The organism is Streptomyces olivochromogenes, from assembly GCF_001514115.1.
GTDB classification, from domain to species: Bacteria; Actinomycetota; Actinomycetes; order Streptomycetales; family Streptomycetaceae; genus Streptomyces; species Streptomyces olivochromogenes.
This window is the reverse complement of sequence record NZ_KQ948452.1, coordinates 315576-340957: the sequence shown is the minus strand read 5'-3', so window position 1 is coordinate 340957 and position 25382 is coordinate 315576. Positions and strand designations below refer to the sequence as shown.

The window sequence follows — 25382 nt, the reverse complement described above, 5'->3', positions numbered from 1 at the left end:
CCGGATCAGACCCGGACGCCGAACTGGAACGCTCCACCGATGGTGCTCATCGACTCGTAGCGCACGACCGTTCCGGTGCGCGGGGCGTGCAGCACCTGGCCGTTGCCCGCGTAGAGGCCGACGTGGTGCAGGTCGCCGAAGAAGAAGACCAGGTCGCCGACCTGCAGATCGCTCTGCGAGTAGATGCGGGTGCCGATGGTCGCCTGCGACTCCGAGGTGCGCGGGATGGAGACACCGGCCTGGGCGTACGACCACGAGGTGAAGCCCGAGCAGTCGAAGGAGCCGGGGCCGGTGGCGCCGTAGACGTACGGCGTGCCGATCTTGGTCTGTCCGGCGGAGAAGGCCGCACCGGCGCGCCCGGACGCGGGCGTACCGGGGTTGCCGAGAACGGTGCGCTCGCTGGCGCGGGTGGCGCGGGACTGCTGCGCGTCGAGAGCCGCCTTCTCCTGGGCCGTCAGGGAGTTGAGGAGCTTCTGCGCCGCGGCGAGCTTGGTCTGGACCGTCTTCTTCTGCTTGGCCAGTTCCGTACGGGTGTCGGCGAGGTCCTTCAGCTTCGCGGAGGCTTCCTGCCGCTGCTGGGCGAGCGAACGCTGCTTCTCCTGGACCTTCTTCAGCGCCTCGACCTGCTGACTGCTCAGCTGGTCCATCGCGGACGCCTTGTCCAGGTAGTCGTCCGGGTTCGAGGAGAGGAACAGCGCCACGGAGGGGTCGATGCCGCCGGTGCGGTACTGGGCGCTGGCCATCGAACCGAGCCCGTCGCGCAGGGCGTTGAGCTCGTCCTGGCCGCGGGCCACGTTGTCCTGCAGGGTGCTGATTTCCTTCTCCAGCTTGTCCTGCTTCTCCTTGGCCCCGTCGAGCTTCTCGGTGGCCTGCTCGGTCTCCTCGTAAAGCTTGTCGACCTTGCTCTTGACCTCGTCCTTGCTCGGCTTCTCGCTGGGCGCGGCGTTGGCGGCGTTGGCGCTGAGAACTACGGCAGCGGCTGCGGCGGTGGTGAGCACGGTCACACGGGTGCGGCTCGGCTGCTTGGGTCGACGGTGGGACGCCACGAAGGCGAGCTCCTTCTTCCTCCAGCCGCCTGCCGAGACGCCGACGGGCGGTGTCCCCCCACCGTCACTCCCAATGAGTGATCACCCGAGTGGAGGTTCGAGCCCAGACCCTAGTGACCTTCCTGTGATCAGTTCAAATCCAAACCTGAAAATTCTTAGTCACCCAGCGCATTCTTTGCACTCAACTCACGTGCAGTGATGTGGGGCTGACGCTACGTTGCGTGAAGGTTTCGCCAATTCGGGCACAACGCCTGGATGTTGCAGATGGGACGTACGGGCTCTTTGGGGCGTACGGCGCAGATCGCCGACGGCCGTTTCAGCCGCGCGAAAAGCGCTTGAGAAGCACCACGGAGGCCACCGGGCGAGCGCCGGCCTTGGCGATCCCGTCGGCCACCTCACGGTCGGTGGAGACCACGATGACGGGCCGCCCGGGCGGCTCGGCGCGCACCAGCTGGCGGATCAACTCGTCCGCCGTGACACCCGCTTTGGAGAACAGCACCCGCACCCCGCGCGGCGGCGCGAGCAGCACGGGCGCCGCCAGCTCGGCCCCGTCGAAGACACAGGTCACCTCGGCACCGGTCTGCGCGGCGAGCTGCGAGAGCTGCCCCAGCAGCCTGAGCCGCTGCTTCTCCAGCGGCATCTGCGGATAGCCGGTCTTGGTGACGTTGTAGCCGTCGACGACCAGATGCGCCTGCGGCAGCGCGAGCAGCTGGTCGAGGATCGCGGGATCATTTTCGGACAGGGCACGGGCCGCGATGTCCTTGGGCGTCATGCGCCCCGGCTCGACCGCGTCCACGGTCTCCGCCGGCCGTACGGACACGGGCGGCAGCGCGAGCTCCCGGCGCAGCCCCTGGGCCGCCTCCAGCACGGTGTCGAGCAACAGCCGTACGCGCATGTCCTCGACGCTGCGACCCTCGCGCGCCGCCTTGCGGGTGGCCTCCAGGGCCGCCTCGGCCTCCGAGAGCCGCGCCTTGAGCCGCCGGGTCTCGCTCTCGGCGGCGGACACCTGGGCCTGCCCGTCCGCCCGCGCGGTGTCCATCTCGCCCTGCAGCTTGCGCAGCGCGGCCTCGCCCCGCTTGACGTCGCTGAGGGCGCCGCGCAACTTGCGGTGAAGCGATTCCGCTTCCCTCTTCGCGGACTCCAACTCCGTGCGCAACCGCTCGGTTTCGGCCTTGGTCTGACCACGTGCCTGCGCGAGCTCCTCGCGCAGGCGCTCCAGCTCCGCCCGGCTCTCGTCGTCCGCGCGCTCGGCGTCCGCCCGCAGGGCCTCCTCGCCCGCGGCGGTCACCAGCTTCACCCAGCCCGTGGGGCGCAGCACATAGGCCGCGGCCGCCACGTCGAGCGGATCCGCGGCCGGCGGCGGCGCGCACGAGTCGAGGGCACCGGCGAGCTCCGGCTGCGCCTCTCTGAGCTTCTCGGCGATACGCTGCCGGAACAGCGGATCGGTCTCCAGCGCGGCAGCCATGGCGTTGCCGGCGAACTTCGCGCGCCGATTGGGGGCGAACCGCGCATACTGCCGCAATTGGGCGGGCAGTTCGGCGACGGTCAGCCCGCCGAACCCGTCCGACACGATCTGTACGACCCGCCGGCGCACACCGTCGGGCAGCGGACGGTCGAGCACCTCAGCGGTGCCGTCGTCCGGCTCCCCGCCTGTGGTCTCCACCATCCGTCACCCCAATGTCTGTGCGGGGCCCGCTCCCTCAGGAGCCGGCACCCGGCCTGTCCACCAGTTCCACCTGGTCCACCGCGTTGCACCACCGGCAGCGCACCGACTCGATGGTCTCACTGACCACCTTGCGCTCCTCGACGTTCGGCTCACCGGCCAGGTCGAGGTGCACATACTCGACGACCTTGGACGAGCGGGTCACGTCGAATCGCGTGAGGTTGCCGCAGAGTGTGCAGCGCCAGCGAGTCTCGGCGGTCGGGAGGGGAACCGTCATGTGGCAGTCGCTTTCCTTCTAGTGTCCGTCCGACACCGGTGTCCGGCGCGTGTGGCTCGTTACCCTACGGCCTGGCGGGTACTCGACGCTCGGCCGTCCATGGCGGCGAGGCACTCTGTGCGCATCGGTCCGGTTACGTCATGCTCTGTTCCATGATCAGCACCTGGGGTACGGCGGTCGGCAGGACGATGCGCGCTCAGTCCGCGCCGGTGACGTACGGGCTGATCTTCCTGTGCTGCCTGATCTTCCTGATCGGCCCCGCCTCGGGACTCAATCCGTCGTTCGGCACCGGGGACGCGCTGGTGGTCGCCCAGCGGGCCTACTTCCGGCGCTGGGGCGTGATCCCCGCCGAGCTCTTCGACGGCACCCCGAGCGCCTGGCTCACCCCGGCCACGGCCCTGTTCATCCACGGCAGCTGGCTCCACCTCCTGGGCAACATGCTCTTCTTCTACGTCTTCGGAGCGATGACCGAGGAACGCATGGGCCACGTCCAGTTCGCCGTCTTCTACGTGGTCTGCGGCTACCTCGCTCTGCTCGGTTACGCGATCGCCAACTCCGGCTCCGAGCAGACCCTGGTCGGCGCCTCGGGGGCGATCTCCGCGGTCCTCGGAGCGTTCCTGTACCTGTTCCCCAGGGCCCGGGTGACCAGTCTCTTCCCGTTCCTCTTCTTCCTGCCGCTGCGCTTCCCCGCCTGGGTCGTGCTGCCCTTCTGGGTGACCCTGCAGTGGCTGGCGGCGGGCCGCAGCCCCTCGGGCCCCGGGGTCGCCTATCTGGCCCACCTGGTGGGCTTCTCGCTGGGGTTCGTCTACGCGTGGGTGCGGTTCGGGCGGCCGACTAGAGTGAAAACCCCAGCAGCAGCCCCCGAGGGAGAAAACCAGCCGTGATCACCGCGATCGTGCTCATCAAGACCAGCGTGGACCGGATCCCCGAGATCGCCGAGTCGATCGCCGCGCTGGACAGTGTCAGCGAGGTCTTCTCCGTCACCGGCACGTACGACCTGATCGCCATGGTCCGGGTGAAGGCCCACGACGACCTGGCGGACGTCATCCCCGGCAAGATCAGCAAGATCCCCGGCGTCGAGGGTACGGACACCCACGTCGCGTTCCGCACGTACTCCCAGCACGACCTGGAGGCGGCGTTCGCCATCGGCCTCGACAGCTAGGGCCGCACCGGGGGCGCGGGGAACTGCGCGGCCGGCTCCCACCGGCCCGCGGCCGAAGAACCACGGGGCCAGGGGGCGAAGCCCCCACGCACCCCCGAGCCAGCCTCAGACCGCCGGGACGCAGCGGCCGTCCTCCGTGCGGTAGTTCCACTTCGCCCCGTCCCGCACCAGTTCCTTCACCGCGCGCACGAACCGCTCCACATGCTCGTCGGGCGTACCGGCCCCGAAGCTGACGCGGATCGCGTTGAGTGACTTCTCCCCGGGCGCCGCCTCGGGCGCCCCGCACTCCCCCTGCGTCTGCGGATCGCTGCCGAGCAGCGTCCGCAGCAGCGGGTGGGCGCAGAAGAGACCGTCCCGCACCCCGATCCCGTACTCGGCGGACAGCGCGGCCGCGAAGTGCGAGCTGTTCCAGCCCTCGACGACGAACGAGATGACGCCGACGCGCGGGGCGTCGTCGCCGAAGAGCGACAGGACGCGGACCTCGGGCACCTCGGCCAGACCGGCGCGGACGGCCGCGATCAGCTGCTCCTCGCGGGCGACGAGCGTGTCGAAACCGGCCTCGGTCAGCGCCTTGCAGGCGGAGGCGATGGAGTAGGCGCCGATCACGTTCGGCGAACCGGCCTCGTGCCGGGCCGCGCTCTCGTGCCACTCCACGTCCACGCCGCCGTCCACCCGCCGCGTGACCTTGCGGCTGGCGCCGCCGCCCGCGAGATACGGCTGGGCCTCGCGCAGCCAGTCGGCGCGGCCCGCGAGCACGCCGGAACCGAACGGCGCGTACAGCTTGTGCCCGGAGAAGGCGACCCAGTCGACGTCGAGGTCCCGCACGGACACCGGGTGGTGCGGGGCGAGCTGGGCGGCGTCCAGGACGATCCGGGCACCGTGCGCGTGCGCGGCGGCGGCCAGCTCGCGCACCGGCCACAGCTCGCCGGTGACGTTCGAGGCGCCGGTGACGCAGACCAGGGCCGGGCCGTGGGGGTCGCGGGCGGCGAGGGCCCGCTCCAGGGCCGTGACGGCCTCCTGCGCGGTGCGGGGCGCGTTGAGGTAGGTGACCCGGGCGTCCTTCCACGGCAGCAGCGAGGCGTGGTGCTCCGTCTCGAAGACGAACACCTGGCAGTCGGCCGGAAGGGTGGCGGCGAGCAGGTTGAGGGAGTCGGTGGTGGAGCGGGTGAAGACGACCTGGTCGTCGCCCCGGCAGTCGAGGAACTCCGCGACGGTCCTGCGGGCGTTCTCGAAGAGGTCGGTGGACAGCTGGGAGAGGTACCCGGCGCCGCGGTGCACGCTGCCGTAGTACGGGGCGTACGCGGCGACGTCGTCCCACACCCGCTGGAGGGCGGGGGTGCTGGCGGCGTAGTCGAGCGCGGCGTAGGTGACCTCACCGCCGGTCACGAGCGGGACGGTGACATCGCGGCCCAGAACGGGCAGAGGGGCACAAACGGTCTGGTCGGCGGCAGCGGTGGAGACAGACATGGCGAGCTCCTGTGAGAGGCAGGCGGAATCGCTGCGCGGGCCGGGTGCACGGGGGTACGCGTGTGCGACTGCACGGCTCGGCGCAGGGAGGAAAGGCAAAAGGGGTATGCGGAAGAGGGGCTCTACGCCCTATCGCATTCGCTTGCTCACAGAAGGCTCCCTCGAACGACCAGGACCCCTGGGATTCTCGAGGGGTCCGCGCTTGCCGTAGACCTCGCTGCCTACGGCCTGGTCTTCACCCGGGGCACCCCGCCACGGACGGAGGGTTGCCGGACAGCCGGCCGGGGCCTGATGGCTGTCGCTCATGACCTGATACGGCATCCTGCCACAAGATCTTCCCCCCGCAACCCGGCGTCCGCATACCGGGACGCCGAGCGCGATCTTCTTGGGGGCGCGGGGAACTGCGCGAGCAACCCCCACCGGCCCGCGGACGAAGCAGCGGGCCCCTCCGGAGGCCTACGCCTGGCTGGCAGCCACCCAGCGTTCCAGCGTTCGCTTCGCCGCCCCCGAGTCGATCGCCTCCGCCGCCTTCGCCATCCCGGCGCGGAGCTGGTCCGCGAGCGGCGCGTCGGTCGGGGACAGGGCGACGAGGGCCGCCGCGGAGTTCAGGAGCACAGCGTCCCGTACGGGCCCCGTCTCGCCGTTGAGCAGGCGACGGGCGACGTCCGCGTTGTAGGACGCGTCGGCGCCGCGCAGGGCCTCCACGGGGACGAGTTCGAGGCCGACGTCACGCGGGTCGAAGCGCTCCTCGGTGACCTTGCCGTCGCGGACGACCCAGACCCGGGACGTCGCGGTGGTGGTCAGCTCGTCCAGGCCGTCGTCGCCGCGGAAGACGAGCGAGGAGTTGCCGCGCTCGGCGAACACGCCCGCCACGATCGGCGCCATGCGCAGGTCCGCGACTCCGACGGCCTGCGCCTTCACCCGCGCCGGGTTCGTCAGCGGACCCAGCACGTTGAACGTGGTCCGGATCCCCAACTGCCCCCGGGCCGCCGCGACATGACGCAGCGCCGGGTGGAACTTCACCGCGAAGCAGAAGGTGATCCCGGCCTCCTCCGCGACCTCGGCCACCCGCTTCGTCGTCAGGTCCAGATTGACGCCGAGCTTCTCCAGGACGTCCGAGGCTCCGGACGCGGAGGAGGCGGCCCGGTTGCCGTGCTTGACGACCTTGGCGCCGGTCCCGGCCACGACGATCGACGACATCGTGGAGATGTTCACCGTCTTCGCGCCGTCACCGCCCGTACCGACGATGTCGACGGTGTCCCCCGGCACCTCGATCACATTGGCGTGCTCGTACATCGTCCGGACGAGACCGGAGATCTCCTCGACCGTCTCGCCCTTGGCCCGCAGCGCCACCGCGAACCCGGCGATCTGCGCGTCCGTCGCCTCGCCGCTCATGATCCGGTCCATCGCCCAGGCCGTGTCGTCCGCGCTCTGGTCGCGTCCCTCGAGCAGGCCGTTCAGCACCACGGGCCAGGAACGGCCCGCCGCGGTGTTGCCTCCAGCGGGGTTCACAGCGCTCATAAGCCGCTCCTGGGTCCGTCGTCCCGGCAAAGGGACTCCTTGTGTGGATGGGAACACCCTATCCAGGCCCGGAGACGGCAAAGAGCCCCCGTCCAGGCAATGGACGGAGGCTCTCGCCGTGGCGATCAGTGAAGACCGGTCAACCGGTCGGAAGATCAGTGGTGGCCGTGGCCGCTCGTGATCTCCTTGTACTCCTCGACCGTGGGCTTCGGGATCTGGCTGTCCTCCCCGTAGAAGCCCTCGCTGAGCTTGGAGCGCAGCCTCTCCGAGCCCTTCACCTTGCGCTCGACACCGTTCTCGTCGACCGTCGCGCCGATCTCGGCGGGCTGGTACTGCTCGTGCGCGGTGAGCGTGTGCAGAGCCTCCTGGCTGAGCGGCTCGTGCACCTCGATGAACTCACCGTGCGGCAGGCGCTTGATGATGCCCGACTCGCGGCCGTGCAGCACCTTGTCCTTGTCCCGGCGCTGGAGGCCGAGGCAGACCCGCTTGGTGATGACGAACACGATGACCGGCACCACGAAGAAGCCGATACGCACGAACCAGGTGATCGAGTTGATCGACAGGTGGAAGTGCGTGGCCCAGATGTCGTTGCCACCACCGACGAGCAGGACGAAGTACCAGCTGATCCAGGCGGCGCCGAACGCGGTCCGGGTCGGGACGTTGCGCGGGCGGTCCAGGATGTGGTGCTCACGCTTGTCGCCGGTGACCCAGGACTCGATGAACGGGTAGACCGCGATCGCGACCAGGACCAGCGGGAAGATCACCAGCGGGATGAACACGCCCAGCACGAGCGTGTGACCCCAGAGGTTGATCTCCCAGCCCGGCATGACACGGATCAGACCCTCGGAGAAGCCCATGTACCAGTCGGGCTGGGCGCCCGTGGACACCATGTCCGGACGGTAGGGGCCCATGGACCAGATCGGGTTGATCGAGGCGATGGCCGCGATGGCCGCGATGACACCGAAGACCAGGAAGAAGAACCCTCCGGCCTTGGCCATGTAGACCGGCAGCAGCGGCATGCCGACGACGTTGTTGTTCGTCTTTCCGGGACCCGCGAACTGCGTGTGCTTGTGGTAGAAGACCAGGATCAGGTGGCCGACCACCAGGCCGAGCATGATGCCCGGCAGCAGCAGGATGTGGACCGAGTAGAACCGCGCGACGAAGTCGCCGCCCGGGAACTGGCCGCCGAAGAGGAAGAACGCCAGGTACGTGCCGACGACCGGCACGGACAGGACCGCGCCCTCCATGAAGCGGACACCGGTGCCGGAGAGCAGGTCGTCCGGGAGCGAGTAACCGGTGAAGCCGGTGAACATGCCCAGGACGAACAGCAGGAAGCCGAACAGCCAGTTGACCTCACGCGGCTTGCGGAACGCACCCGTGAAGAACACACGCATCATGTGCACGAACATGCCGGCGAGGAAGATCAGCGCCGCCCAGTGGTGGATCTGCCGGACCAGCAGACCACCGCGCACCTCGAAGGAGATGTGCATGGTCGAGTTGAACGCCTCGGACATCAGCTGTCCCTGCAGGGGGACGTAGCTGCCGTGGTACGTGACCTCGTTCATCGACGGGTGGAAGAACAGCGTCAGGTACACACCCGTGAGGATGATGATGATGAAGCTGTAGAGGCAGATCTCACCCAGCATGAACGACCAGTGGTCGGGGAAGATCTTGCGCATGTTGGACTTGGCCAGGGAGTAGATCCCGAGCCGTCCATCGGCCCAGTCGGCGACTTTCTCGCCGGCCGGGGCCTTCTCGCGCGAGGGGCGCGAGTCGGAAGTGGTGGTAGTGCTCATCCGCGCTCCCAGAAGGCAGGACCGACGGGCTCTTCGAAGTCGCCGAGCGCTTCGAGGTAGCCCTGTTCGTTCACACCGATGCGCAGCTGCGGCAGGGCGTGACCGGCCGGGCCGAAGATCACTCGGGCACCGTCGGAGAGGTCGAAGGTGGACTGGTGGCAGGGGCAGAGCACGTGGTGCGTCTGCTGCTCGTACAGGGAGATCGGGCAACCGACGTGGGTGCAGATCTTCGAGTACGCCACGATGCCCTCGTGCGACCAGGCGAGCTCGCGCTTGTCCTTGATGTTCTCCGGCTGGAGCCGGACGATCATCAGGGCGGCCTTGGCGATCTGGAGCTGGAAGTCCTCGTCGTGCTCCTCCAGGCCCTCGGGCTTGGCGAAGGTGAGCGAGCCGACGGCGACGTCGGAGGCGCGCAGCGGCTCGTTCGTGTTCATGTTGACGAGCAGCTTGCCCTTGGACCAGAGCGTGTGGCGCAGCTTGGTGCCGGGCAGCGGGCCCAGGTCACGCAGCAGCATGACGCCGGAGAGCGGGAACAGGGCCAGCGCGCCGAACATCGTGTTGCGGATCAGCTTGCGGCGGCCGAGCGCGGACTCCTTGGCGCCCTCCTTGAAGTCGGCCAGGACCTTGGCCTTGACCTCGGGCTCCGCCTCGATCGGGTGACGCTGGTCGGCGATCTCCACGTCGGACATCAGGGTGCGGGCCCAGTGGACCGCGCCCGCGCCGATCGCGAACAGCGCCACACCGAGGGTCATCCCCAGCGCGAAGTTCAGCGCGCTGATGTGCCCGAGCGGGAAGACGAAGATCGACTTGTCCCTCGGGATCGCCACGTACGAGGCGATGAAGCCGACGGTGGCCAGCATCGACAACGTGAACAGCATGGCGACGACGCGCTCGGACCGCTTGGCGGCCCGCTCGTCGATGTCCTGGATGCGGTGCTCGTGGGGCGGCAGGCCCGGGTCCGCGAACGGGTTGGTCTCGTCCGCGAGGGCTACCGCGCCGTGACCGTGCTCGTCGACCTGCTCAGCGGGCAGGTTCTCTTCTGGAATGTCTTGGCTACTCATGACTTCTTGGCCTTTGCGGTCCGAGCGGCGACCCAGACGGCGACGGCGACCAGGGCGCCAAGACCGAAGATCCAGCCGAAGAGGCCTTCACTGACCGGCCCGAGGCCGCCCAGCTCCAGACCGCCGGGGCTCTCGGTGTCGTCACCGTTGACCGCGTTGAGGTACGCGATGATGTCCTTCTTGTTCTTCTCCGACAGCGTGGTGTCGGGGAAGGACGGCATGTTCTGCGGGCCGGTCTGCATGGCCTCGTAGATGTGCTTGGGGTCGACACCCTCAAGGCTCGGCGCGAACTTGCCGTGCGTCAGCGCGCCACCCTTGCCGGTGAAGTTGTGGCACTGCGCGCAGTTCGTACGGAAGAGTTCGCCGCCCTTGGCGATGTCCGCGCCTTCGGGGCTGACCTGGCTCTTCGTCGGAATCGTGGGACCGGCGCCGAGCGAGGCGATGTACGCCGCGAGCTGGTCGATCTCGGCCTGCGAGTAGATGACCTTCTTGCGCGCGATCTGTGCGCCCGGCTGCTGGGCCGGCATGCGGCCGGTGCCGACCTGGAAGTCGACCGCCGCGGCGCCCACACCCACCAGGCTCGGCCCGTCGGAGGACCCCTGACCGCCGGTTCCGTGGCAGCTGGCGCAGCCCACGGAGAAGAGCTTCTTGCCCTCGTCGATGGCAAGGGACTGGGCGGTCGTATCGGCCTGCGCCTTGCTCGCGGGTGCGAACGCGGCGTACAGCCCCCCGGTGGCCGCCAGCGCGAGGAGTAGGACGACGACCGCCGCCAGCGGATGGCGTCGTCGTGCGGAGAGCTTTTTCACGGATTACCCCGGTGTCAGGATCTTCTGCGTCGATGCTTCTGGAAATGGATCGGTTCGTCGCGTGCGATCGGTTCGCCGCGGACGCCGCCCGGTTACTTGATCAAGTAGATCGTGGCGAAGAGGCCGATCCAGACGACATCGACGAAGTGCCAGTAGTAGGACACGACGATGGCGGCGGTCGCCTGCTCGTGAGTGAACCTCTTGGCCGCATAGGTGCGGCCGAGAACGAACAGGAAGGCGATGAGGCCACCCGTCACGTGCAGGCCGTGGAAGCCGGTGGTCAGGTAGAACACCGAGCCGTACGGGTCGGAGGAGAGCGAGATGCCGTCCTCCTTGACCAGATTGGTGTACTCGAAGATCTGACCGCCGATGAAGATCGCACCCATCACGAACGTGACGATGAACCACATCCGGAGCTTCTTCACGTCCCCGCGCTCGGCGGCGAAGACGCCGAGCTGGCAGGTCAGGGAGGAGAGCACCAGGATCGTGGTGTTCGAGGCCGAGAACGGGATGTTGAGATGGCCCGCCATCTCTTTCCAGTGATCCGGCCCGGTCACCGATCGCAGGGTGAAGTACATCGCGAAGAGGGCCGCGAAGAACATCAGCTCGGAACTCAGCCAGATGATGGTTCCGACGCTGGTGAGGTTCGGTCGATTGACCGACGGGTGCGCGTGCCCGGTTTCTACTGTCGTTGCTGTCGCCACGACCGACATTATGTCGGTCGCTTATCCCGCCCTCACGCCCGGGGGTGCCGTTCGGGGTGTTGATGGGGTGTGTCCAGCCCGTATGGCCCATCGAAGCCCTGTCCGAACCGGTGTTGACGGGGTGTTCGAGGGGGTAGCATCCGCGCCATCGGTACCAGGAGTTCCCGAGCAATGCCGTGCTTCTTAGATGCGTGGAGGAACAATGCAGCCGACCGCCACGGTGCTGGTCTACAGCGACGACTCCAACACCCGGGGGCAGGTGCGGCTGGCGACCGGCCGCAGACCGGCCCCCGACGTCCCCCAGGTCGAGTTCATCGAGTGCGCCACGCCCGCCGCCGTCCTGACGGAGCTGGACAAGGGCGGGATCGACGTCTGTGTGCTGGACGGTGAGGCGGTTCCGATGGGCGGCATGGGCGTCTGCCGGCAGATCAAGGACGAGATCTTCAACTGCCCGCCCGTGCTGGTGCTCATCGGGCGGCCTCAGGACGCCTGGCTGGCCACGTGGAGCCGTGCGGACGCGGCGGTGACCCTTCCGGTGGACCCGGTCGAGTTCGCGTCCGCGTTGGCCTCGCTGCTCCGTCGCAAGGCCCTCCAGGGCGCCTGAGAGCGCGGAGCCGCGGAAGAACAAGGCCCCGCGCCCCTTTCGGGGCGCGGTGGCGGGGGTCTGGGTCACACGGACTCGGGACGCAGGCGGGCCCGGTCCGTCAACTTCGGGCCTTCTGGGGTGCCCGCTGTCAGGGCGCTGCCGTTGCGCCAGTCCTTCCAGGCGACGTTCCAGTCGCCGAAGCCGTTGTTGAACGGGGTCATCGCGTCACCGTTGGAGTTCTGCACCTTCACGATGTCGCCCGGTCGGACGTTCTTGAAGAACCACTCGGCGTTGCTGGTGCTCATCCCGGTACAGCCGTGGCTGACGTTGGCGGACCCCTGCTCTCCCACCGACCAGGGCGCGGCGTGCACGTACTCGCCGCTCCAGGTGACCCGGGTCGCCCAGTAGACGGGCAGGTCGTAGGAGTCCGCGCTGCCCTCGGCGATGCCGACGGTGGTACCGCGCATGCGTACGTAGGGCTCCTTGCTCAGTACGACCTTGACGCCGTTGCGGGTCTCGTAGCCCGGCTTGCCGGTGGTGACGGGGATCTGGTTGATCACCTGGTCGTTCTTGTAGATCGTCATGGAGTGCGCGGCGGCGTCCGTGACGGCGACGAAGCGGTCCCCCGTGGTGAGCGTCAGGGGCTTCGCGTCGCCGCCCCAGAGCCGGTCGGCGACCTTGATGCCCTTGAGGTTGCTGTGGGCCTGGATGGTGGCGTGGATGGGCCAGTACTCCTTGGGGCGGTAGTGCAGCGTCTTGTCGTCCACCCAGTGCCACGCGCCCTCCGCGGCGGGCACGGAGTCGACCTTCAGGGCGCCCTCGACGATCGCGCGAGCGGCCTTGTCCTTGACCGGGGCACTGAGTTCGGCGGTGATGGGCTGACCGACGCCGTACTCGCCCGAGGCGGGCCCCAGGGTCACGCCCAGGGGCTTGTTCGTGGTGGGCGCGGTGGTCTCGAAGTCGACGATCTGGCGGCCGGGGGCGCCGTCCTGGTCCTCCGTGCTCACGTGCACCGTGTAGTGGGCGCCCGCGGCCAGTGGTGAGGTGCTGTGCCATCGGGAGCCGTCGGCGGCGAGTTCGCCCGCCACATAGCGCCCCGACGCGTCGACGGCCGTCACATCGGTGATGCGCTCCTCGTCGCCCTTGGAGGTGATTTCCAGGGGCTTGTCCGGGTCGACCTTGCGGCTGTCGCCGACCACGTCGGTGAAGGAGAGCTGACCCGCCGCGTCGTACGGCCTGGCGGAGAGCGGGTGGCCGCTTCCGCCGCAGGCAGCGGCGGCCGCGCCGAGGGCGACCACCAGCGTGGTGCGGCTGACGACCGTGCGGATTCGCGGTGCGTGATTCATGGACTCACGCTATGAACACCCGTCAACCATGGCACGGCGAGTGAGCCGGTCGGGGGATACGACGTACGGCAAAAGAGGAAGCCCGGACTCTCCGTCAGGAGAATCCGGGCTTCCGGGGTGTCCAGCGATCGCTACGGGACCGCGTGCGTGCTACTGGGTGCGGTTCTCACCGTGGTAGTACTCGAAGACCCAGCCCCACAGGCCGATCAGGATGAGCGGGAACCCGAAGTACAGCAGCCACCAGCCGAAGACGACGGCCAGGAAGGCGAGTGCGCCGCCGATGCCGAGCGCGAGCGGCTGCCAGCTGTGCGGGCTGAAGAAGCCCACCTCGCCGGCCTCGTCCGCGACATCGGCCTCGTCGTTGTCCTGCGCCAACTGGTCGACCCGCCGGGCCGTGAAGGCCAGGTAGTAGCCGATCATCACGCTCAGGCCGAAGGCCAGGAAGAGCGCCGTGGTGCCGGCCGGCTCCTTCGACCACACGCCATAGACGATGGCGATGACGAGGATGAAGGCAGCCAGCCAGAGGAACATCTTGCCTTGGACCTTCACTTGCCGGCCTCCTTGCCACCAGCGAGGGCCTTCTCACCGTGACCGGCGTTCTCGAGCTGGTCGAGAGCGGCGATCTCCGGGTGGTGCAGGTCGAAGGCCGGGGATTCGGAACGGATCCGCGGCAACGTGAGGAAGTTGTGGCGCGGCGGCGGGCAGGACGTGGCCCACTCCAGCGAGCGGCCGTAACCCCACGGGTCGTCGACCTCGACCTTCTTGCCGTACTTGGCGGTCTTCCACACGTTGTAGAAGAACGGCAGGATCGACAGGCCGAGCAGGAACGAGCTGATCGTCGAGATCGTGTTCAGCGCGGTGAAGCCGTCGGCGGCGAGGTAGTCCGCGTAGCGACGCGGCATGCCCTCGACACCCAGCCAGTGCTGCACCAGGAACGTGCCGTGGAAGCCCACGAACAGCGTCCAGAAGGTGATCTTTCCGAGGCGCTCGTCGAGCATCTTGCCGGTGAACTTCGGCCACCAGAAGTGGAATCCGGAGAACATCGCGAACACGACCGTACCGAAGATCACGTAGTGGAAGTGCGCCACCACGAAGTACGAGTCCGAGACGTGGAAGTCCATCGGCGGCGAGGCCAGGATGACACCGGTCAGACCACCGAAGGTGAAGGTGATCAGGAAGCCGACCGCCCAGAGCATCGGGGTCTCGAAACTCAAGGACCCCTTCCACATCGTTCCGATCCAGTTGAAGAACTTCACGCCTGTCGGTACGGCGATGAGGAACGTCATGAAGGAGAAGAACGGGAGCAGTACGCCACCGGTGACGTACATGTGGTGCGCCCACACGGTCACGGACAGACCGGCGATGGAGATCGTCGCGGCGATCAGGCCCATGTAGCCGAACATCGGCTTGCGGGAGAACACCGGGATGACTTCGGAGATGATGCCGAAGAATGGTAGAGCGATGATGTACACCTCTGGATGGCCGAAGAACCAGAAGAGGTGTTGCCATAGCAAGGCTCCGCCATTGGCGGCGTCAAACACATGCGCACCGAATTTTCGGTCCGCCTCCAGCGCGAACAGCGCCGCCGCCAGCACGGGGAAGGCCAGCAGCACCAGCACCGCGGTGAGCAGCACGTTCCACACGAAGATCGGCATGCGGAACATCGTCATGCCGGGGGCGCGCATGCAGATGATGGTGGTGATGAAGTTGACCGCACCGAGGATCGTGCCGAAGCCGGAGAAGGCCAGACCCATGATCCACATGTCGGCGCCGACACCCGGCGAGCGGACCGCGTCCGACAGCGGGCTGTAGGCGAACCAGCCGAAGTCGGCCGCGCCCTGCGGGGTGAGGAAGCCACCGACCGCGATGAGCGAGCCGAACAGGTAGAGCCAGTAGGCGAACATGTTCAGCCGCGGGAACGCCACGTCGGGCGCGCCGATCTGCAGCGGCATGATCCAGTTCGTGAAACCGGCGAACAGCGGCGTCGCGAACATCAGCAGCATGATCGTGCCGTGCATCGTGAACGCCTGGTTGAACTGCTCGTTCGACATGATCTGCGTGCCGGGGCGCGCCAGTTCGGCGCGCATCAGCAGCGCCATGACGCCACCGATGCAGAAGAACGCGAACGACGTGACGAGGTAGAGCGTGCCGATCGTCTTGTGGTCAGTGGTGGTGAGCCACTTGATCACGACGTTGCCCGGCTGCTTGCGGCGCACCGGCAGCTCGTTCTCGTACGAGTCTTCGGCTGCCCCGGCACCCTGAGGTTCGTTGAGGATGCTCACAGGTTGTTCGTCTCCCGGTTCTTCTCGTGGCCCGTCTGCTCAATGCCGGCCGGGACGTAACCGGTCTGTCCCTGCGCCGCGAGCTGCTTGAGGTGGGCCTCGTAGCGCTCGGGGGAGACGACCTTCACGTTGAAGAGCATCCGGGAGTGGTCGACGCCGCACAGCTCGGCGCACTTGCCCAGGAAGGTGCCCTCCTTGTTGGGGGTCACCTGGAAGGAGTTGGTGTGGCCCGGGATGACGTCCATCTTCATCAGGAACGGCACCACCCAGAAGGAGTGGATGACGTCACGCGAAGTGAGGACGAAGCGGACCGTCTTGCCCTTGGGCAGCCAGAGGGTCGGACCGGGGTTGCCCGTCTGCGGGTTCCGCTCACCCGGCGTACCGACCTCGTAGACGCCGCCGGCGTTCGCCGGGAAGTCCTTCTTGAACCGGTCCGGAATGGCGGCCAGGTTCGGGTCGATCTTGGCGTTGCCGGTGACACCGGGAACGTCCTCGATGTAGTTGAAGCCCCAGCTCCACTGATAGCCGACCACGTTGACCGTGACGTCGGGCTTCTGCTTGAGGCTGAGGAGCTTCGTCTCGTCGCGGGCGGTGAAGTAGAACAGCACCGAGACGATGATGAGCGGGACCACCGTGTACAGCGCCTCGATGGGCATGTTGTACCGGGTCTGCGGAGGAACTTCGACCTTGGTGCGACTGCGCCGGTGGAAGAACACACTCCACAGGATCAGGCCCCACACCAGCACGCCAACGGCGAGCGCGGCCGCCCAGGACCCCTGCCACAGGGAGAGGATCCGCGGACCCTCTTCTGTGGTCGGGGTGGGCATACCAAGGCGGGGGAAGTCCTTGTATGTGCAACCGGTGGCGGTCGCCAGGACCAGGCCCGCAGTCAATGCCTGCAGCAGCTTCCGCCGCATCGGGCGCCGCGGCGAGCGGTCGGAGCCGTTGGGACTCACGTAGCGCCTTCCCGAGAGTCTCGCCCGCGCGGTTGGCTGCGGCCTTCTCGCTGGTCGGTCGCCGCCCTGCGTCGGGCAGGGGTTTGGATGTTTATGCGGACCAAACCCTACTGGACGCTATTTGGGGTCGCGCGGGGAGGGTGCCCAACGCGCCGCCGGGTCAACCGAAGGGGGTGGGTTGCCCTGCTCCGGGCTACTTCTGACGGAGGTTTGGGGCGCCCAGGAGCTCGGGACGGGGGACATCACGGCGGCTGCGGGATCGTTGTGGCTTGTCGCGCCGTTCCTCGCGCCCCCTTGGGGCGCTGCCCTGACCGGGGCTTTAGCGTTGGGGTGTGGCCTACTTCGATGCTGCTTCCGCTGCTCCTCTCCATCCCGTCGCCCGGCAGGCCCTGCAGGCCTCGCTCGACGAGGGGTGGGCCGATCCCGCGCGGCTCTACCGGGAGGGGCGGCGGGCCCGGCTGTTGCTCGACGCGGCGCGCGAGGCGGCGGCCGAGGCGGTGGGGTGCCGCCCGGACGAGCTGACCTTCACCTCGTCCGGCACCCGGGCGGTGCACTCCGGGATCGAGGGTGCGCTGGCGGGCCGCCGGCGCGTCGGACGCCACCTGATCGTGTCAGCCGTCGAACACTCGTCGGTACTCCATTCGGCAGAGGTCCACGAGGCGGCGGGCGGCTCGGTGACGACGGTGCCCGTCGACCGCGCGGGCACCGTCTCCCCTTCCTCCTACGCCGCCGCCCTGCGCCCCGACACCGCGCTCGCGTGCCTCCAGTCCGCCAACCACGAGGTGGGCACGGAGCAGCCGGTGCGGGAGGTCGCGGAGGCGTGCCGGGCGGCGGGGGTGCCGCTGTTGGTGGACGCGGCGCAGTCACTGCCCTGGGGCCGGGTGGAGGGCGACTGGTCCCTGCTGACGGCAAGTGCCCACAAATGGGGCGGCCCTTCGGGGGTCGGACTGCTCGTCGTGCGCAAGGGGGTGCGGTTCGCTCCCCAAGGGCCCGTGGACGAGCGGGAGTCGGGGCGGGCGGCGGGCTTCGAGAACATCCCGGCCGTGGTGGCCGCGGCGGCGTCGCTGCGCGCGGTACGGGCGGAGGCGGCCGCGGAGGCCGCGCGTCTGCGGGAACTGACGGAACGGATCCGCGTACGGGTGCCCGAACTGGTCCCGGACGTCGAGGTGGTCGGGGACGCGGTTCACCGTCTCCCGGGGATCGTCACCTTCTCCTGCCTGTACGTCGACGGGGAGACGCTCCTGCACGAACTGGACCGGGCGGGTTTCTCCGTCTCCTCCGGCTCCTCCTGCACGAGCAGCACGCTGACCCCGAGCCATGTCCTGAAGGCGATGGGCGTCCTGAGCGAGGGCAACGTCCGGGTCTCGCTGCCACCGGGTACGCCGTCCGAGGACGTCGACCGGTTCCTGTCGGTGCTGCCGGACGCGGTCGCGGACGTACGCGAGAAGCTCGGCGCCCCGACGGCGTCGGCGCCGCCCTCCCCGTCGCCCTCCGACTCCGACGAGCTCGTGGTGGACTCCCTCGGCAAGCTCTGCCCCATCCCGGTCATCGAACTGGCCAAGGTCATCGGGGACGTGCCGGTGGGCGGCACGGTTCGCGTCCTCTCCGACGACGAGGCGGCCCGGCTGGACATCCCGGCGTGGTGCGAGATGCGGGGGCAGGACTACGTCGGGGAGGAGCCGGCGGACCACGGCTTCGCCTATGTGGTCCGCCGGGTGTCCTAGACGGGTCGGCCGGGCGGGGTCCCGACTAGGCCAGGTGGGCCCTGACCTCGATGGCCGCGTCGTCGCCGTACGCCTTGGTGAAGCGGTCCATGAAGTGGGCGCGGCGCAGCTGGTACTCCTGGGTGCCGACCGTCTCGATGACCAGCGTCGCGAGCATGCAGCCGACCTGGGCGGCACGCTCCAGGGAGACTCCCCAGGCGAGGCCGGAGAGGAAACCGGCGCGGAACGCGTCGCCGACGCCCGTCGGGTCCGCCTTGCGCTCCTCGTCCGGGCAGCCGACCTCGATCGGGTCCTCACCGGCCCGCTCGATGCGCACGCCCCGTGCGCCGAGGGTCGTCACACGGTGACCGACCTTCGACAGGATCTCCTCGTCGCTCCAGCCGGTCTTGGACTCGATGAGCCCCTTCTCGTACTCGTTGGAGAAGAGGTAGGTCGCCCCGTCCAGCAGTATCCGGATCTCGTCGCCGTTCATACGGGCGATCTGCTGCGAGAAATCGGCGGCGAAGGCGATCGTGCGGGAACGGCACTCCTCCGTGTGGCGGAGCATCGCCTCCGGGTCGTCGGCGCCGATCAGGACGAGGTCGAGGCCGCCGACCCGGTCCGCGACCGACTTGAGCTCGATCAGCCGGGCCTCGCTCATCGCGCCCGTGTAGAAGGAGCCGATCTGGTTGTGGTCGGAGTCCGTGGTGCACACGAAGCGCGCGGTGTGCAGCACCTCGGAGATCCGGACCGAGTCGGTGTCGACGCCGTGGCGGTCGAGCCACGCCCGGTAGTCGTCGAAGTCGGAGCCTGCGGCCCCGACCAGGATCGGCCGGGTGCCCAGCTGTCCCATGCCGAAGGCGATGTTCGCGCCGACGCCACCCCGGCGTACGTCGAGGTTGTCGACCAGGAAGGACAGGGAGACCGTGTGCAGCTGGTCCGCGACGAACTGGTCGGCGAAACGGCCGGGGAAGGTCATGAGGTGGTCAGTGGCGATGGAGCCGGTGACTGCGATACGCACGGCGAGGACACGCTCCTGCGACGGAAGGGGATTGACAGTTCACGCTACCCGGTCGACCCGTGCCCTCTGAAGCGGTCAAAACTACCCGATAGTAGGTCTTTCTTCGTAACACTCGGCGTGCATACGGTTCCGTCATGAAGAACCGCAAGATCCACGGCTCCGCTCCGCACGACCTCGAAGGCGATCTGGCGTCGCTGCGCGGCGACGGCGCCGTGGCCCGGGACTGGGCGGCACCGGACCCGATCATCTCCCGTCCCGACCTTCCCGTGTCCCCGTCGCGCATCCACGGGGTGACCGTGCCTCCCGCGTCCGCCCGTCTGCTGGACGCGATGTCCGACTACGGCGACTGACAGGACCCGAAGGTCCTCGAAAAGGGCGGCCCCGAACGGCGCCCGCAGGGAACCGTGCGCTCCCCCGCTGCGTCCCATCGCTGTCCCCCGTAAAGGGGATGCGGTGTACGACCAGAAGGAGCGATGCGGTGAGCACCGAGCGACCCGAGACCGAAGCGCCCGAGCCCCCCGAGGACGGCGGCGAGCCGGTGAAGCCGCGCCGCCGCCATTCCCCGGCGGCCGTCGCCTCCGTCGCGGCCGCGGTGCTGCTCGTCGGCGGCGGCGGGGCCTACTTCGCCGCGACCGCGTCCGGCGGCGGGAGCGACCGCGACCGCTCCGCGAGCCCCGGCGCCGACGGCACTCCCCCGCCGCTGGTCCTCGACGGCTACACCGAGGGCGGTACGGGTGGCACGGCCGGTACGGGCGATATCGCGCCCGGCGAGCCCAATCCCTACGGCGCGACCTACCACGCGGACGGCACTCTGCCCGCCGGTCCGGACTCCGCGCCCGTCTACGCGGCGAAGGGCGAGGTCACGGCGGCCGAGGTGGCTCGTCTCGCGAAGGCCCTGGACATCGCGGGCACCCCGAAGCTCACCGGCGAGACCTGGAAGGTCGGCCAGGACAAGGACGGCTCGGGACCCAGCCTCCAGGTGAACCAGCAGGCCCCCGGAACCTGGACGTTCAACCGGTACGCGCCCGGCACCGACAACTGCAAGGGCGCCGTGTGCACGAGCGACCCCGGCTCCCCCAGCAGCCACGCGGTGACCGAGGCCGCCGCGAGGAAGGCCGCCGTGCCCGTGCTGAAGGCGCTGGGCCAGGACGACGCCAAGCTGGACGCGAGCGAGCTCATGGGCGCCGTACGGGTGGTGAACGCGGACCCGAAGGTCGGGGGCCTACCCACGTACGGCTGGACGACCGGCGTCCAGGTCGGCCCGGACGGCCAGGTGGTGGGCGGCAACGGCCTGCTGAAGATGCCGGCCGAGGGAGACACGTATCCCGTGATCAGCGCGAGCCGGACCCTGGATCTGATGAACGGCCCGGCCTCTCTCGCGACGCCGGGCGGCGGGCGCGTGGGACCCGGCGGCTGCGCCAGTGCCGTACCGCTGAAGGACCGTGACGAGACGCCGTGCCGCGCGTCGACGGCGATGCCGAAGCGGGAGTCGGTGGCCGTCGAGAAGGCCGTCTTCGGGCTGGCCTCGCACTTCGTGTCCGGGCACCAGACACTGGTGCCGTCCTGGCTGTTCGAGGTACGGCCGACCGGCACGGACTCCGCCTTCACGGTGACGCATCCGGCGGTCGACCCGAAGTACCTGCCCTCACCGGAGCCGACCCGGGCGCCGACCGCCACCCCCAGCCCGCGGCCGACCGCGGCGCCGACGTCCCGTGACGTCAAGGTGCAGGGCTACACGGCCGACGGCAAGGACCTGACCGTGAGCTTCACGGGCGGGGTGTGCGCGGACTACTCCGCCTCCGCGAGCGAGAGCACGGACAAGGTGACCGTCAAGGTGACCGAGACACCGTGGCAGGGCAAGATCTGCATCCTCATCGCCAAGGTGTACGAGAAGACGGTGCACCTCGACCAGCCGCTCGGCGACCGGAAGGTCGTCGGCTCGGACGGCACGCCGATCCCGGAGGGCAAGGTGGCCGGCGCCGCGATGAAGACGCCTCAGGCACGGTAGCCACGGGAGCGGGCTGGGTGGCTCCGCGTAGGGCCCCGGATGCGCGAAGGCGGCGTCCCTGTCGGAGGGGGACGCCGCCTTCGTACGCGTTGTTCAGCAGTCGGCCGGGACTCAGCTGAAGGAGTCGCCGCAGGCGCAGGAGCCCGTCGCGTTCGGGTTGTCGATCGTGAAGCCCTGCTTCTCGATGGTGTCGACGAAGTCGATGGAAGCGCCGCCCAGGTACGGAGCGCTCATGCGGTCGGTCACGACCTTGACGCCACCGAAGTCCTTGACGACATCGCCGTCGAGGGAGCGCTCGTCGAAGAAGAGCTGGTAGCGCAGACCGGAGCAGCCGCCGGGCTGAACGGCGACGCGCAGCGCCAGATCGTCGCGGCCTTCCTGGTCGAGCAGGGCCTTGACCTTGCCCGCGGCGGAGTCGGACAGCATGATGCCGTCGCTCACGGTGGTCTTCTCGTCCGATACGGACATCTGCTTCTCTCCCGGGTTGTACGGAGACTGCTTGCCGACGTCTGCAACCGCCGGGGCCGCGGATTCATTCCGGGCCGAGAGTCTGTCTTTCTGTGGTCTTTCCGTTCTCGTCTCCCATGCTCGCACACGCGCCGCAGCGCGGACAGCGGCCTGTGGACAACCTCCGGGATTCACGTCACATCGACACTATGGCCGTCGTCAACATGACGTGAAGCGGTTATGATAGATAGCGTCATTTCGACGAAAAGGCTAGTCCGAATGTCCCGCTGGATCGCCCCGTGATCCAAGCGAGCCGCAGAACAGAAAGGGTGCGTGTCGTGACCACCGCCCAGACCCAGGAGCTCGACGTACAGCCGACGCCCCTCGCCCTGCTGCTGCTCGGCCGTGAGGCCGACCCGAGGAGCGAGCGCGGCGTGGAGTGTCCCGGAGACCTGCCCTCGCCGTCCGACCCGGACCTCGTGGAGCGGGCCCGCGCGGCCAAGGAGAAACTCGGGGACAAGGTCTTCGTGCTCGGCCACCACTACCAGCGCGACGAGGTCATCCAGTTCGCCGACGTCACGGGCGACTCCTTCAAGCTGGCCCGCGACGCCGCCGCACGCCCGGAGGCCGAGTACATCGTCTTCTGCGGTGTGCACTTCATGGCGGAGTCCGCGGACATCCTGACGTCCGACGACCAGAAGGTGGTCCTCCCCGACCTCGCGGCCGGCTGCTCCATGGCCGACATGGCGACGGCCGAACAGGTCGCCGAGTGCTGGGACGTGCTGACCGAGGCCGGGATAGCCGAGCAGGTCGTGCCCGTCTCGTACATGAACTCGTCCGCCGACATCAAGGCGTTCACCGGCAAGCACGGCGGCACGATCTGCACCTCCTCCAACGCCCAACGGGCCCTGGAGTGGGCGTTCGAGCAGGGTGAGAAGGTCCTCTTCCTCCCCGACCAGCACCTCGGTCGCAACACCGCCGTCCGCGACATGGGGATGAGCCTGGAGGACTGCGTCCTCTACAACCCCCACAAGCCCAACGGCGGCCTCACCGCGGAGCAGTTGCGCGACGCCAAGATGATCCTGTGGCGCGGCCACTGCTCGGTCCACGGCCGCTTCTCGCTGGACTCGGTGAACGACGTCCGCGAGCGCATCCCCGGCGTGAACGTCCTCGTCCACCCCGAGTGCAAGCACGAGGTCGTGTCGGCGGCGGACTACGTCGGCTCCACGGAGTACATCATCAAGGCCCTGGAGGCCGCCCCGGCCGGCTCCAAGTGGGCGATCGGCACGGAGCTGAACCTGGTCCGCCGCCTGGCGAACCGTTTCGCGGCCGAGGACAAGGAGATCGTCTTCCTCGACAAGACGGTCTGCTTCTGCTCCACCATGAACCGCATCGACCTCCCCCACCTGGTGTGGACCCTGGAGTCCCTCGCCGAGGGCAACCTGGTCAACCGCATCGAGGTGGACAAGGAGACGGAGGCGTTCGCGAAGCTGGCGCTGGAGCGGATGCTGGCGCTGCCGTAGCGAACGATGCCGGCGCTGCCGTAACGCGGAGACCGTTCCGCCCTCGGGCGTACCAGGATCACTCCACCCTCGGGCGTACCAGGCCCGACTCGTAGGCGATGACGACGAGTTGGGCCCGGTCGCGGGCGCCGAGCTTGGCCATGGCCCGGTTCACGTGCGTCTTCACGGTGAGCGGACTGACCTCGAGCCGCTCGGCAATCTCGTCGTTGGAGTGTCCTCCCGCGACCTGGACGAGCACCTCGCGCTCGCGCCCGGTGAGCGCCTCGAGCCGCTCGGCCCGGGCGGAGTCCCGGCCCTCGTCCGAACCGTCCCCCTGGGCAAGGAACTTGGCGATCAGCCCCTTGGTGGCCGCCGGGGACAGCAGTGCCTCGCCACCCGCCGCGATCCGGATGGCGTTCAGCAACTCCTCCGGCTCCGCGCCCTTGCCGAGGAAGCCGGAGGCGCCGGCCCGCAGCGACTGCACCACGTACTCGTCGACCTCGAAGGTCGTCAGCATGACCACCCGTACGTGCGCGAGCCCCGGGTCGGCGCTGATCAGCCGGGTGGCGGCGAGACCGTCGGTGCCCGGCATCCGGATGTCCATCAACACCACGTCGGCGCGGACCTCCCGGGTGAGCCGCAGCGCCTCCGCGCCGTCGGACGCCTCGCCGACCACCTCCATGTCGGGCTCGGAGTCGACGAGGACACGGAACGCGCTGCGCAGCAGCGCCTGGTCGTCGGCGAGCAGGACACGGATGGTCATGCGGAGTCCCCCAGGGCGGGCGCGGTGCGGTTCTTGACCGGAAGGATCGCATGGACCCGGAAGCCGCCTCCGTAGCGGGGACCGGTCGTGCAGGTGCCGCCGAGCGCGGTGACCCGCTCGCGCATCCCGAGCAGCCCGTGCCCGCCGCCCTCCTCGGGGCCGTCGTCCTGCCCGGGTCCGTTGTCGAGGACGGTCACCTCCACGTTCGGTCCCACGCGTACGACGCTGATCTCGGCCTTCGCCTCCGGGCCCGCGTGTTTCTGCACATTGGTGAGGGCTTCCTGGATGACGCGGTACGCGGCGAGGTCGACGGCGGCGGGCAGGGTGGTGCCGTGGTCGGCGCGGGCGACTTCGACGGGCAGTCCGGCGTTGCGGAAGGTGTCGGCGAGTTCGTCGAGGCGGGCGAGGCCCGGGGCGGGTTCCGTGGGGGCCTCGGGGTCGCCGGACTGGCGCAGCAGGCCGACGGTGGCGCGCAGTTCGTTGAGGGCCGAGCGGCTGGCCTCGCGGACGTGCGCGAGGGCTTCCTTGGCCTGGTCGGGGCGCTTGTCCATCACATGGGCCGCGACTCCGGCCTGCACGTTGACGAGGGCGATGTGGTGGGCGACGACGTCGTGCAGGTCGCGGGCGATGCGCAGCCGCTCCTCGGCGACCCGGCGGCGGGCCTCCTCCTCGCGGGTGCGCTCGGCGCGGTCGGCGCGCTCGCGGATGGCGTGCACGAACGCGCGGCGGCTGCGCACGGCGTCACCCGCGGCGGCGGCCATGCCCGTCCAGGCGAAGATCGCGAGGTTCTCCTGCGCGTACCAGGGCAGGGGGCCGACCAGCATCGCGCAGGCCGTCAGCACCGTCATCGTGAGCAGGCCGACGCGCCAGGTGGTGGGGCGGTCCGTGGCCGACGCGACGGTGTAGAGGGCGACGACGGCGGACATCACCACCGGGGCTCTGGGGTCGCTGGCGACCAGTTCCACGGCGGAGAAGGCGCCGGTCGTGGCGAGGATGGTTCTGGGAGCGCGGCGGCGGAACACCAGGGCGGCGGCGCTGAGCACCATGAGGATGAGGCTGAGGACGTTCGGGGTGTGCGTGCCCCAGGCCGCTCCGTTCTCCCCGTGGGGGTCGATGAAGGAGCTGGCCATCATCGTCACGAGTACGCCGGTCGCCAGAGCGGCGTCCAGTGCCATCGGGTGCGCGCGGAGTCTGAACTTCGTGCGCTCTAGGGTGCTCACCCGTTTTACGGTACGGGGCCCTTGCAGGGGGCGGAACGGTCGCCA

At 69.0% G+C, this 25382-nt stretch carries 24 protein-coding genes and 1 riboswitch; of the genes, 7 read left to right on the top strand and 17 right to left on the bottom strand.

Features of this window, described 5'->3' with window-relative positions; translation table 11 throughout:
- Nucleotides 1-5: 5 nt before the first annotated feature.
- The 3 genes from AQJ27_RS07475 to AQJ27_RS07465 form a co-directional block, all read right to left on the bottom strand.
- Complete coding sequence (locus AQJ27_RS07475; RefSeq protein ID WP_067363596.1) at nucleotides 6-1046, bottom strand: C40 family peptidase; 1041 nt, start codon at nucleotides 1044-1046, stop codon at nucleotides 6-8.
- Between the two features lie 316 nt (nucleotides 1047-1362).
- On the bottom strand, nucleotides 1363-2712 hold the full coding sequence (locus tag AQJ27_RS07470) for an NYN domain-containing protein (protein ID WP_067363593.1): 1350 nt from the start codon (nucleotides 2710-2712) through the stop codon (nucleotides 1363-1365).
- Nucleotides 2713-2746: 34 nt separating this feature from the next.
- Complete coding sequence (locus tag AQJ27_RS07465) at nucleotides 2747-2986, bottom strand: hypothetical protein (protein WP_054231545.1); 240 nt, start codon at nucleotides 2984-2986, stop codon at nucleotides 2747-2749.
- A 152-nt stretch (nucleotides 2987-3138) separates the two neighbouring features.
- On the opposite strand from AQJ27_RS07465, the gene AQJ27_RS07460 reads away from it, so the two are divergent.
- A complete protein-coding gene (locus tag AQJ27_RS07460; protein WP_067364754.1) occupies nucleotides 3139-3870 on the top strand; it encodes a rhomboid family intramembrane serine protease in 732 nt (243 codons plus the stop codon).
- Complete coding sequence (locus AQJ27_RS07455) at nucleotides 3867-4148, top strand: Lrp/AsnC family transcriptional regulator (protein WP_054231546.1); 282 nt, start codon at nucleotides 3867-3869, stop codon at nucleotides 4146-4148. The genes AQJ27_RS07460 and AQJ27_RS07455 overlap by 4 nt, the downstream gene beginning before the upstream one ends.
- Before the next feature lie 105 nt (nucleotides 4149-4253).
- Here the strand turns inward: AQJ27_RS07455 and AQJ27_RS07450 are convergent, their stop codons facing one another.
- From AQJ27_RS07450 to ctaE, 6 genes are all read right to left on the bottom strand, one after another.
- Nucleotides 4254-5615 (bottom strand): aminotransferase class V-fold PLP-dependent enzyme, encoded by a 1362-nt coding sequence (locus AQJ27_RS07450; protein WP_067363591.1) that lies wholly within the window; start codon nucleotides 5613-5615, stop codon nucleotides 4254-4256.
- Between the two features lie 193 nt (nucleotides 5616-5808).
- Nucleotides 5809-5925: riboswitch (SAM riboswitch) on the bottom strand.
- A 146-nt stretch (nucleotides 5926-6071) separates the two neighbouring features.
- A complete protein-coding gene (gene trpD, locus AQJ27_RS07445) occupies nucleotides 6072-7136 on the bottom strand; it encodes an anthranilate phosphoribosyltransferase (RefSeq protein WP_067363588.1) in 1065 nt (354 codons plus the stop codon).
- Between the two features lie 155 nt (nucleotides 7137-7291).
- Nucleotides 7292-8932: a cytochrome bc1 complex cytochrome b subunit gene (qcrB, locus tag AQJ27_RS07440; RefSeq protein WP_067363585.1), complete on the bottom strand. Its 1641-nt coding sequence runs from the start codon at nucleotides 8930-8932 to the stop codon at nucleotides 7292-7294.
- Nucleotides 8929-9993 (bottom strand): cytochrome bc1 complex Rieske iron-sulfur subunit, encoded by a 1065-nt coding sequence (gene qcrA, locus AQJ27_RS07435; RefSeq protein ID WP_067363581.1) that lies wholly within the window; start codon nucleotides 9991-9993, stop codon nucleotides 8929-8931. Before qcrA ends, qcrB begins: the two co-directional genes overlap by 4 nt.
- Nucleotides 9990-10799, bottom strand: coding sequence for a cytochrome bc1 complex diheme cytochrome c subunit (gene qcrC, locus AQJ27_RS07430; protein ID WP_067363578.1), 810 nt, complete (start codon nucleotides 10797-10799; stop codon nucleotides 9990-9992). Before qcrC ends, qcrA begins: the two co-directional genes overlap by 4 nt.
- A gap of 92 nt (nucleotides 10800-10891) precedes the next feature.
- On the bottom strand, nucleotides 10892-11512 hold the full coding sequence (gene ctaE, locus AQJ27_RS07425) for an aa3-type cytochrome oxidase subunit III (protein WP_067363575.1): 621 nt from the start codon (nucleotides 11510-11512) through the stop codon (nucleotides 10892-10894).
- A gap of 193 nt (nucleotides 11513-11705) precedes the next feature.
- Between ctaE and AQJ27_RS07420 the strand changes: the two genes are divergently transcribed.
- Nucleotides 11706-12107, top strand: coding sequence for a response regulator (locus AQJ27_RS07420; RefSeq protein WP_067363572.1), 402 nt, complete (start codon nucleotides 11706-11708; stop codon nucleotides 12105-12107).
- Nucleotides 12108-12172: 65 nt separating this feature from the next.
- Here AQJ27_RS07420 and AQJ27_RS07415 read toward each other — a convergent pair whose 3' ends face one another.
- From AQJ27_RS07415 to ctaC, 4 genes are all read right to left on the bottom strand, one after another.
- On the bottom strand, nucleotides 12173-13435 hold the full coding sequence (locus tag AQJ27_RS07415) for a L,D-transpeptidase (protein WP_067363569.1): 1263 nt from the start codon (nucleotides 13433-13435) through the stop codon (nucleotides 12173-12175).
- 150 nt (nucleotides 13436-13585) lie between these two features.
- On the bottom strand, nucleotides 13586-13984 hold the full coding sequence (locus AQJ27_RS07410; protein ID WP_067363566.1) for a cytochrome c oxidase subunit 4: 399 nt from the start codon (nucleotides 13982-13984) through the stop codon (nucleotides 13586-13588).
- The gene (ctaD, locus tag AQJ27_RS07405; protein ID WP_054231556.1) at nucleotides 13981-15717 is read right to left on the bottom strand and encodes an aa3-type cytochrome oxidase subunit I; all 1737 of its coding nucleotides are present in this window, start codon (nucleotides 15715-15717) and stop codon (nucleotides 13981-13983) included. The genes AQJ27_RS07410 and ctaD overlap by 4 nt, the downstream gene beginning before the upstream one ends.
- Entirely contained in the window at nucleotides 15714-16673 is a 960-nt protein-coding gene (gene ctaC / locus AQJ27_RS07400) for an aa3-type cytochrome oxidase subunit II (RefSeq protein ID WP_067363563.1), read from the bottom strand. The genes ctaD and ctaC overlap by 4 nt, the downstream gene beginning before the upstream one ends.
- Before the next feature lie 332 nt (nucleotides 16674-17005).
- Between ctaC and AQJ27_RS07395 the strand changes: the two genes are divergently transcribed.
- On the top strand, nucleotides 17006-18397 hold the full coding sequence (locus AQJ27_RS07395; RefSeq protein ID WP_067363560.1) for a cysteine desulfurase/sulfurtransferase TusA family protein: 1392 nt from the start codon (nucleotides 17006-17008) through the stop codon (nucleotides 18395-18397).
- A 25-nt stretch (nucleotides 18398-18422) separates the two neighbouring features.
- On the opposite strand, the gene AQJ27_RS07390 is transcribed toward AQJ27_RS07395, so the two are convergent.
- A complete protein-coding gene (locus AQJ27_RS07390) occupies nucleotides 18423-19397 on the bottom strand; it encodes a carbohydrate kinase family protein (RefSeq protein ID WP_067363557.1) in 975 nt (324 codons plus the stop codon).
- Nucleotides 19398-19531: 134 nt separating this feature from the next.
- Here AQJ27_RS07390 and AQJ27_RS07385 point away from each other — a divergent pair, with 134 nt between their 5' ends.
- Entirely contained in the window at nucleotides 19532-19747 is a 216-nt protein-coding gene (locus AQJ27_RS07385; protein ID WP_067363554.1) for a hypothetical protein, read from the top strand.
- A gap of 98 nt (nucleotides 19748-19845) precedes the next feature.
- Entirely contained in the window at nucleotides 19846-21405 is a 1560-nt protein-coding gene (locus tag AQJ27_RS07380; RefSeq protein ID WP_167552112.1) for a hypothetical protein, read from the top strand.
- Between the two features lie 111 nt (nucleotides 21406-21516).
- Here the strand turns inward: AQJ27_RS07380 and AQJ27_RS07375 are convergent, their stop codons facing one another.
- Nucleotides 21517-21873: a HesB/IscA family protein gene (locus AQJ27_RS07375; protein ID WP_067363548.1), complete on the bottom strand. Its 357-nt coding sequence runs from the start codon at nucleotides 21871-21873 to the stop codon at nucleotides 21517-21519.
- A 317-nt stretch (nucleotides 21874-22190) separates the two neighbouring features.
- On the opposite strand from AQJ27_RS07375, the gene nadA reads away from it, so the two are divergent.
- Complete coding sequence (gene nadA / locus AQJ27_RS07370) at nucleotides 22191-23375, top strand: quinolinate synthase NadA (RefSeq protein WP_067364751.1); 1185 nt, start codon at nucleotides 22191-22193, stop codon at nucleotides 23373-23375.
- Nucleotides 23376-23433: 58 nt separating this feature from the next.
- Here the strand turns inward: nadA and AQJ27_RS07365 are convergent, their stop codons facing one another.
- Together AQJ27_RS07365 and AQJ27_RS07360 are read right to left on the bottom strand one after the other, a co-directional pair.
- The gene (locus AQJ27_RS07365) at nucleotides 23434-24117 is read right to left on the bottom strand and encodes a response regulator (protein WP_060895957.1); all 684 of its coding nucleotides are present in this window, start codon (nucleotides 24115-24117) and stop codon (nucleotides 23434-23436) included.
- Nucleotides 24114-25337 carry a sensor histidine kinase gene (locus AQJ27_RS07360; protein WP_067363545.1) on the bottom strand — a complete coding sequence of 408 codons (1224 nt, stop codon included), beginning with the start codon at nucleotides 25335-25337 and terminating at the stop codon, nucleotides 24114-24116. Before AQJ27_RS07360 ends, AQJ27_RS07365 begins: the two co-directional genes overlap by 4 nt.
- Nucleotides 25338-25382 lie beyond the last annotated feature (45 nt).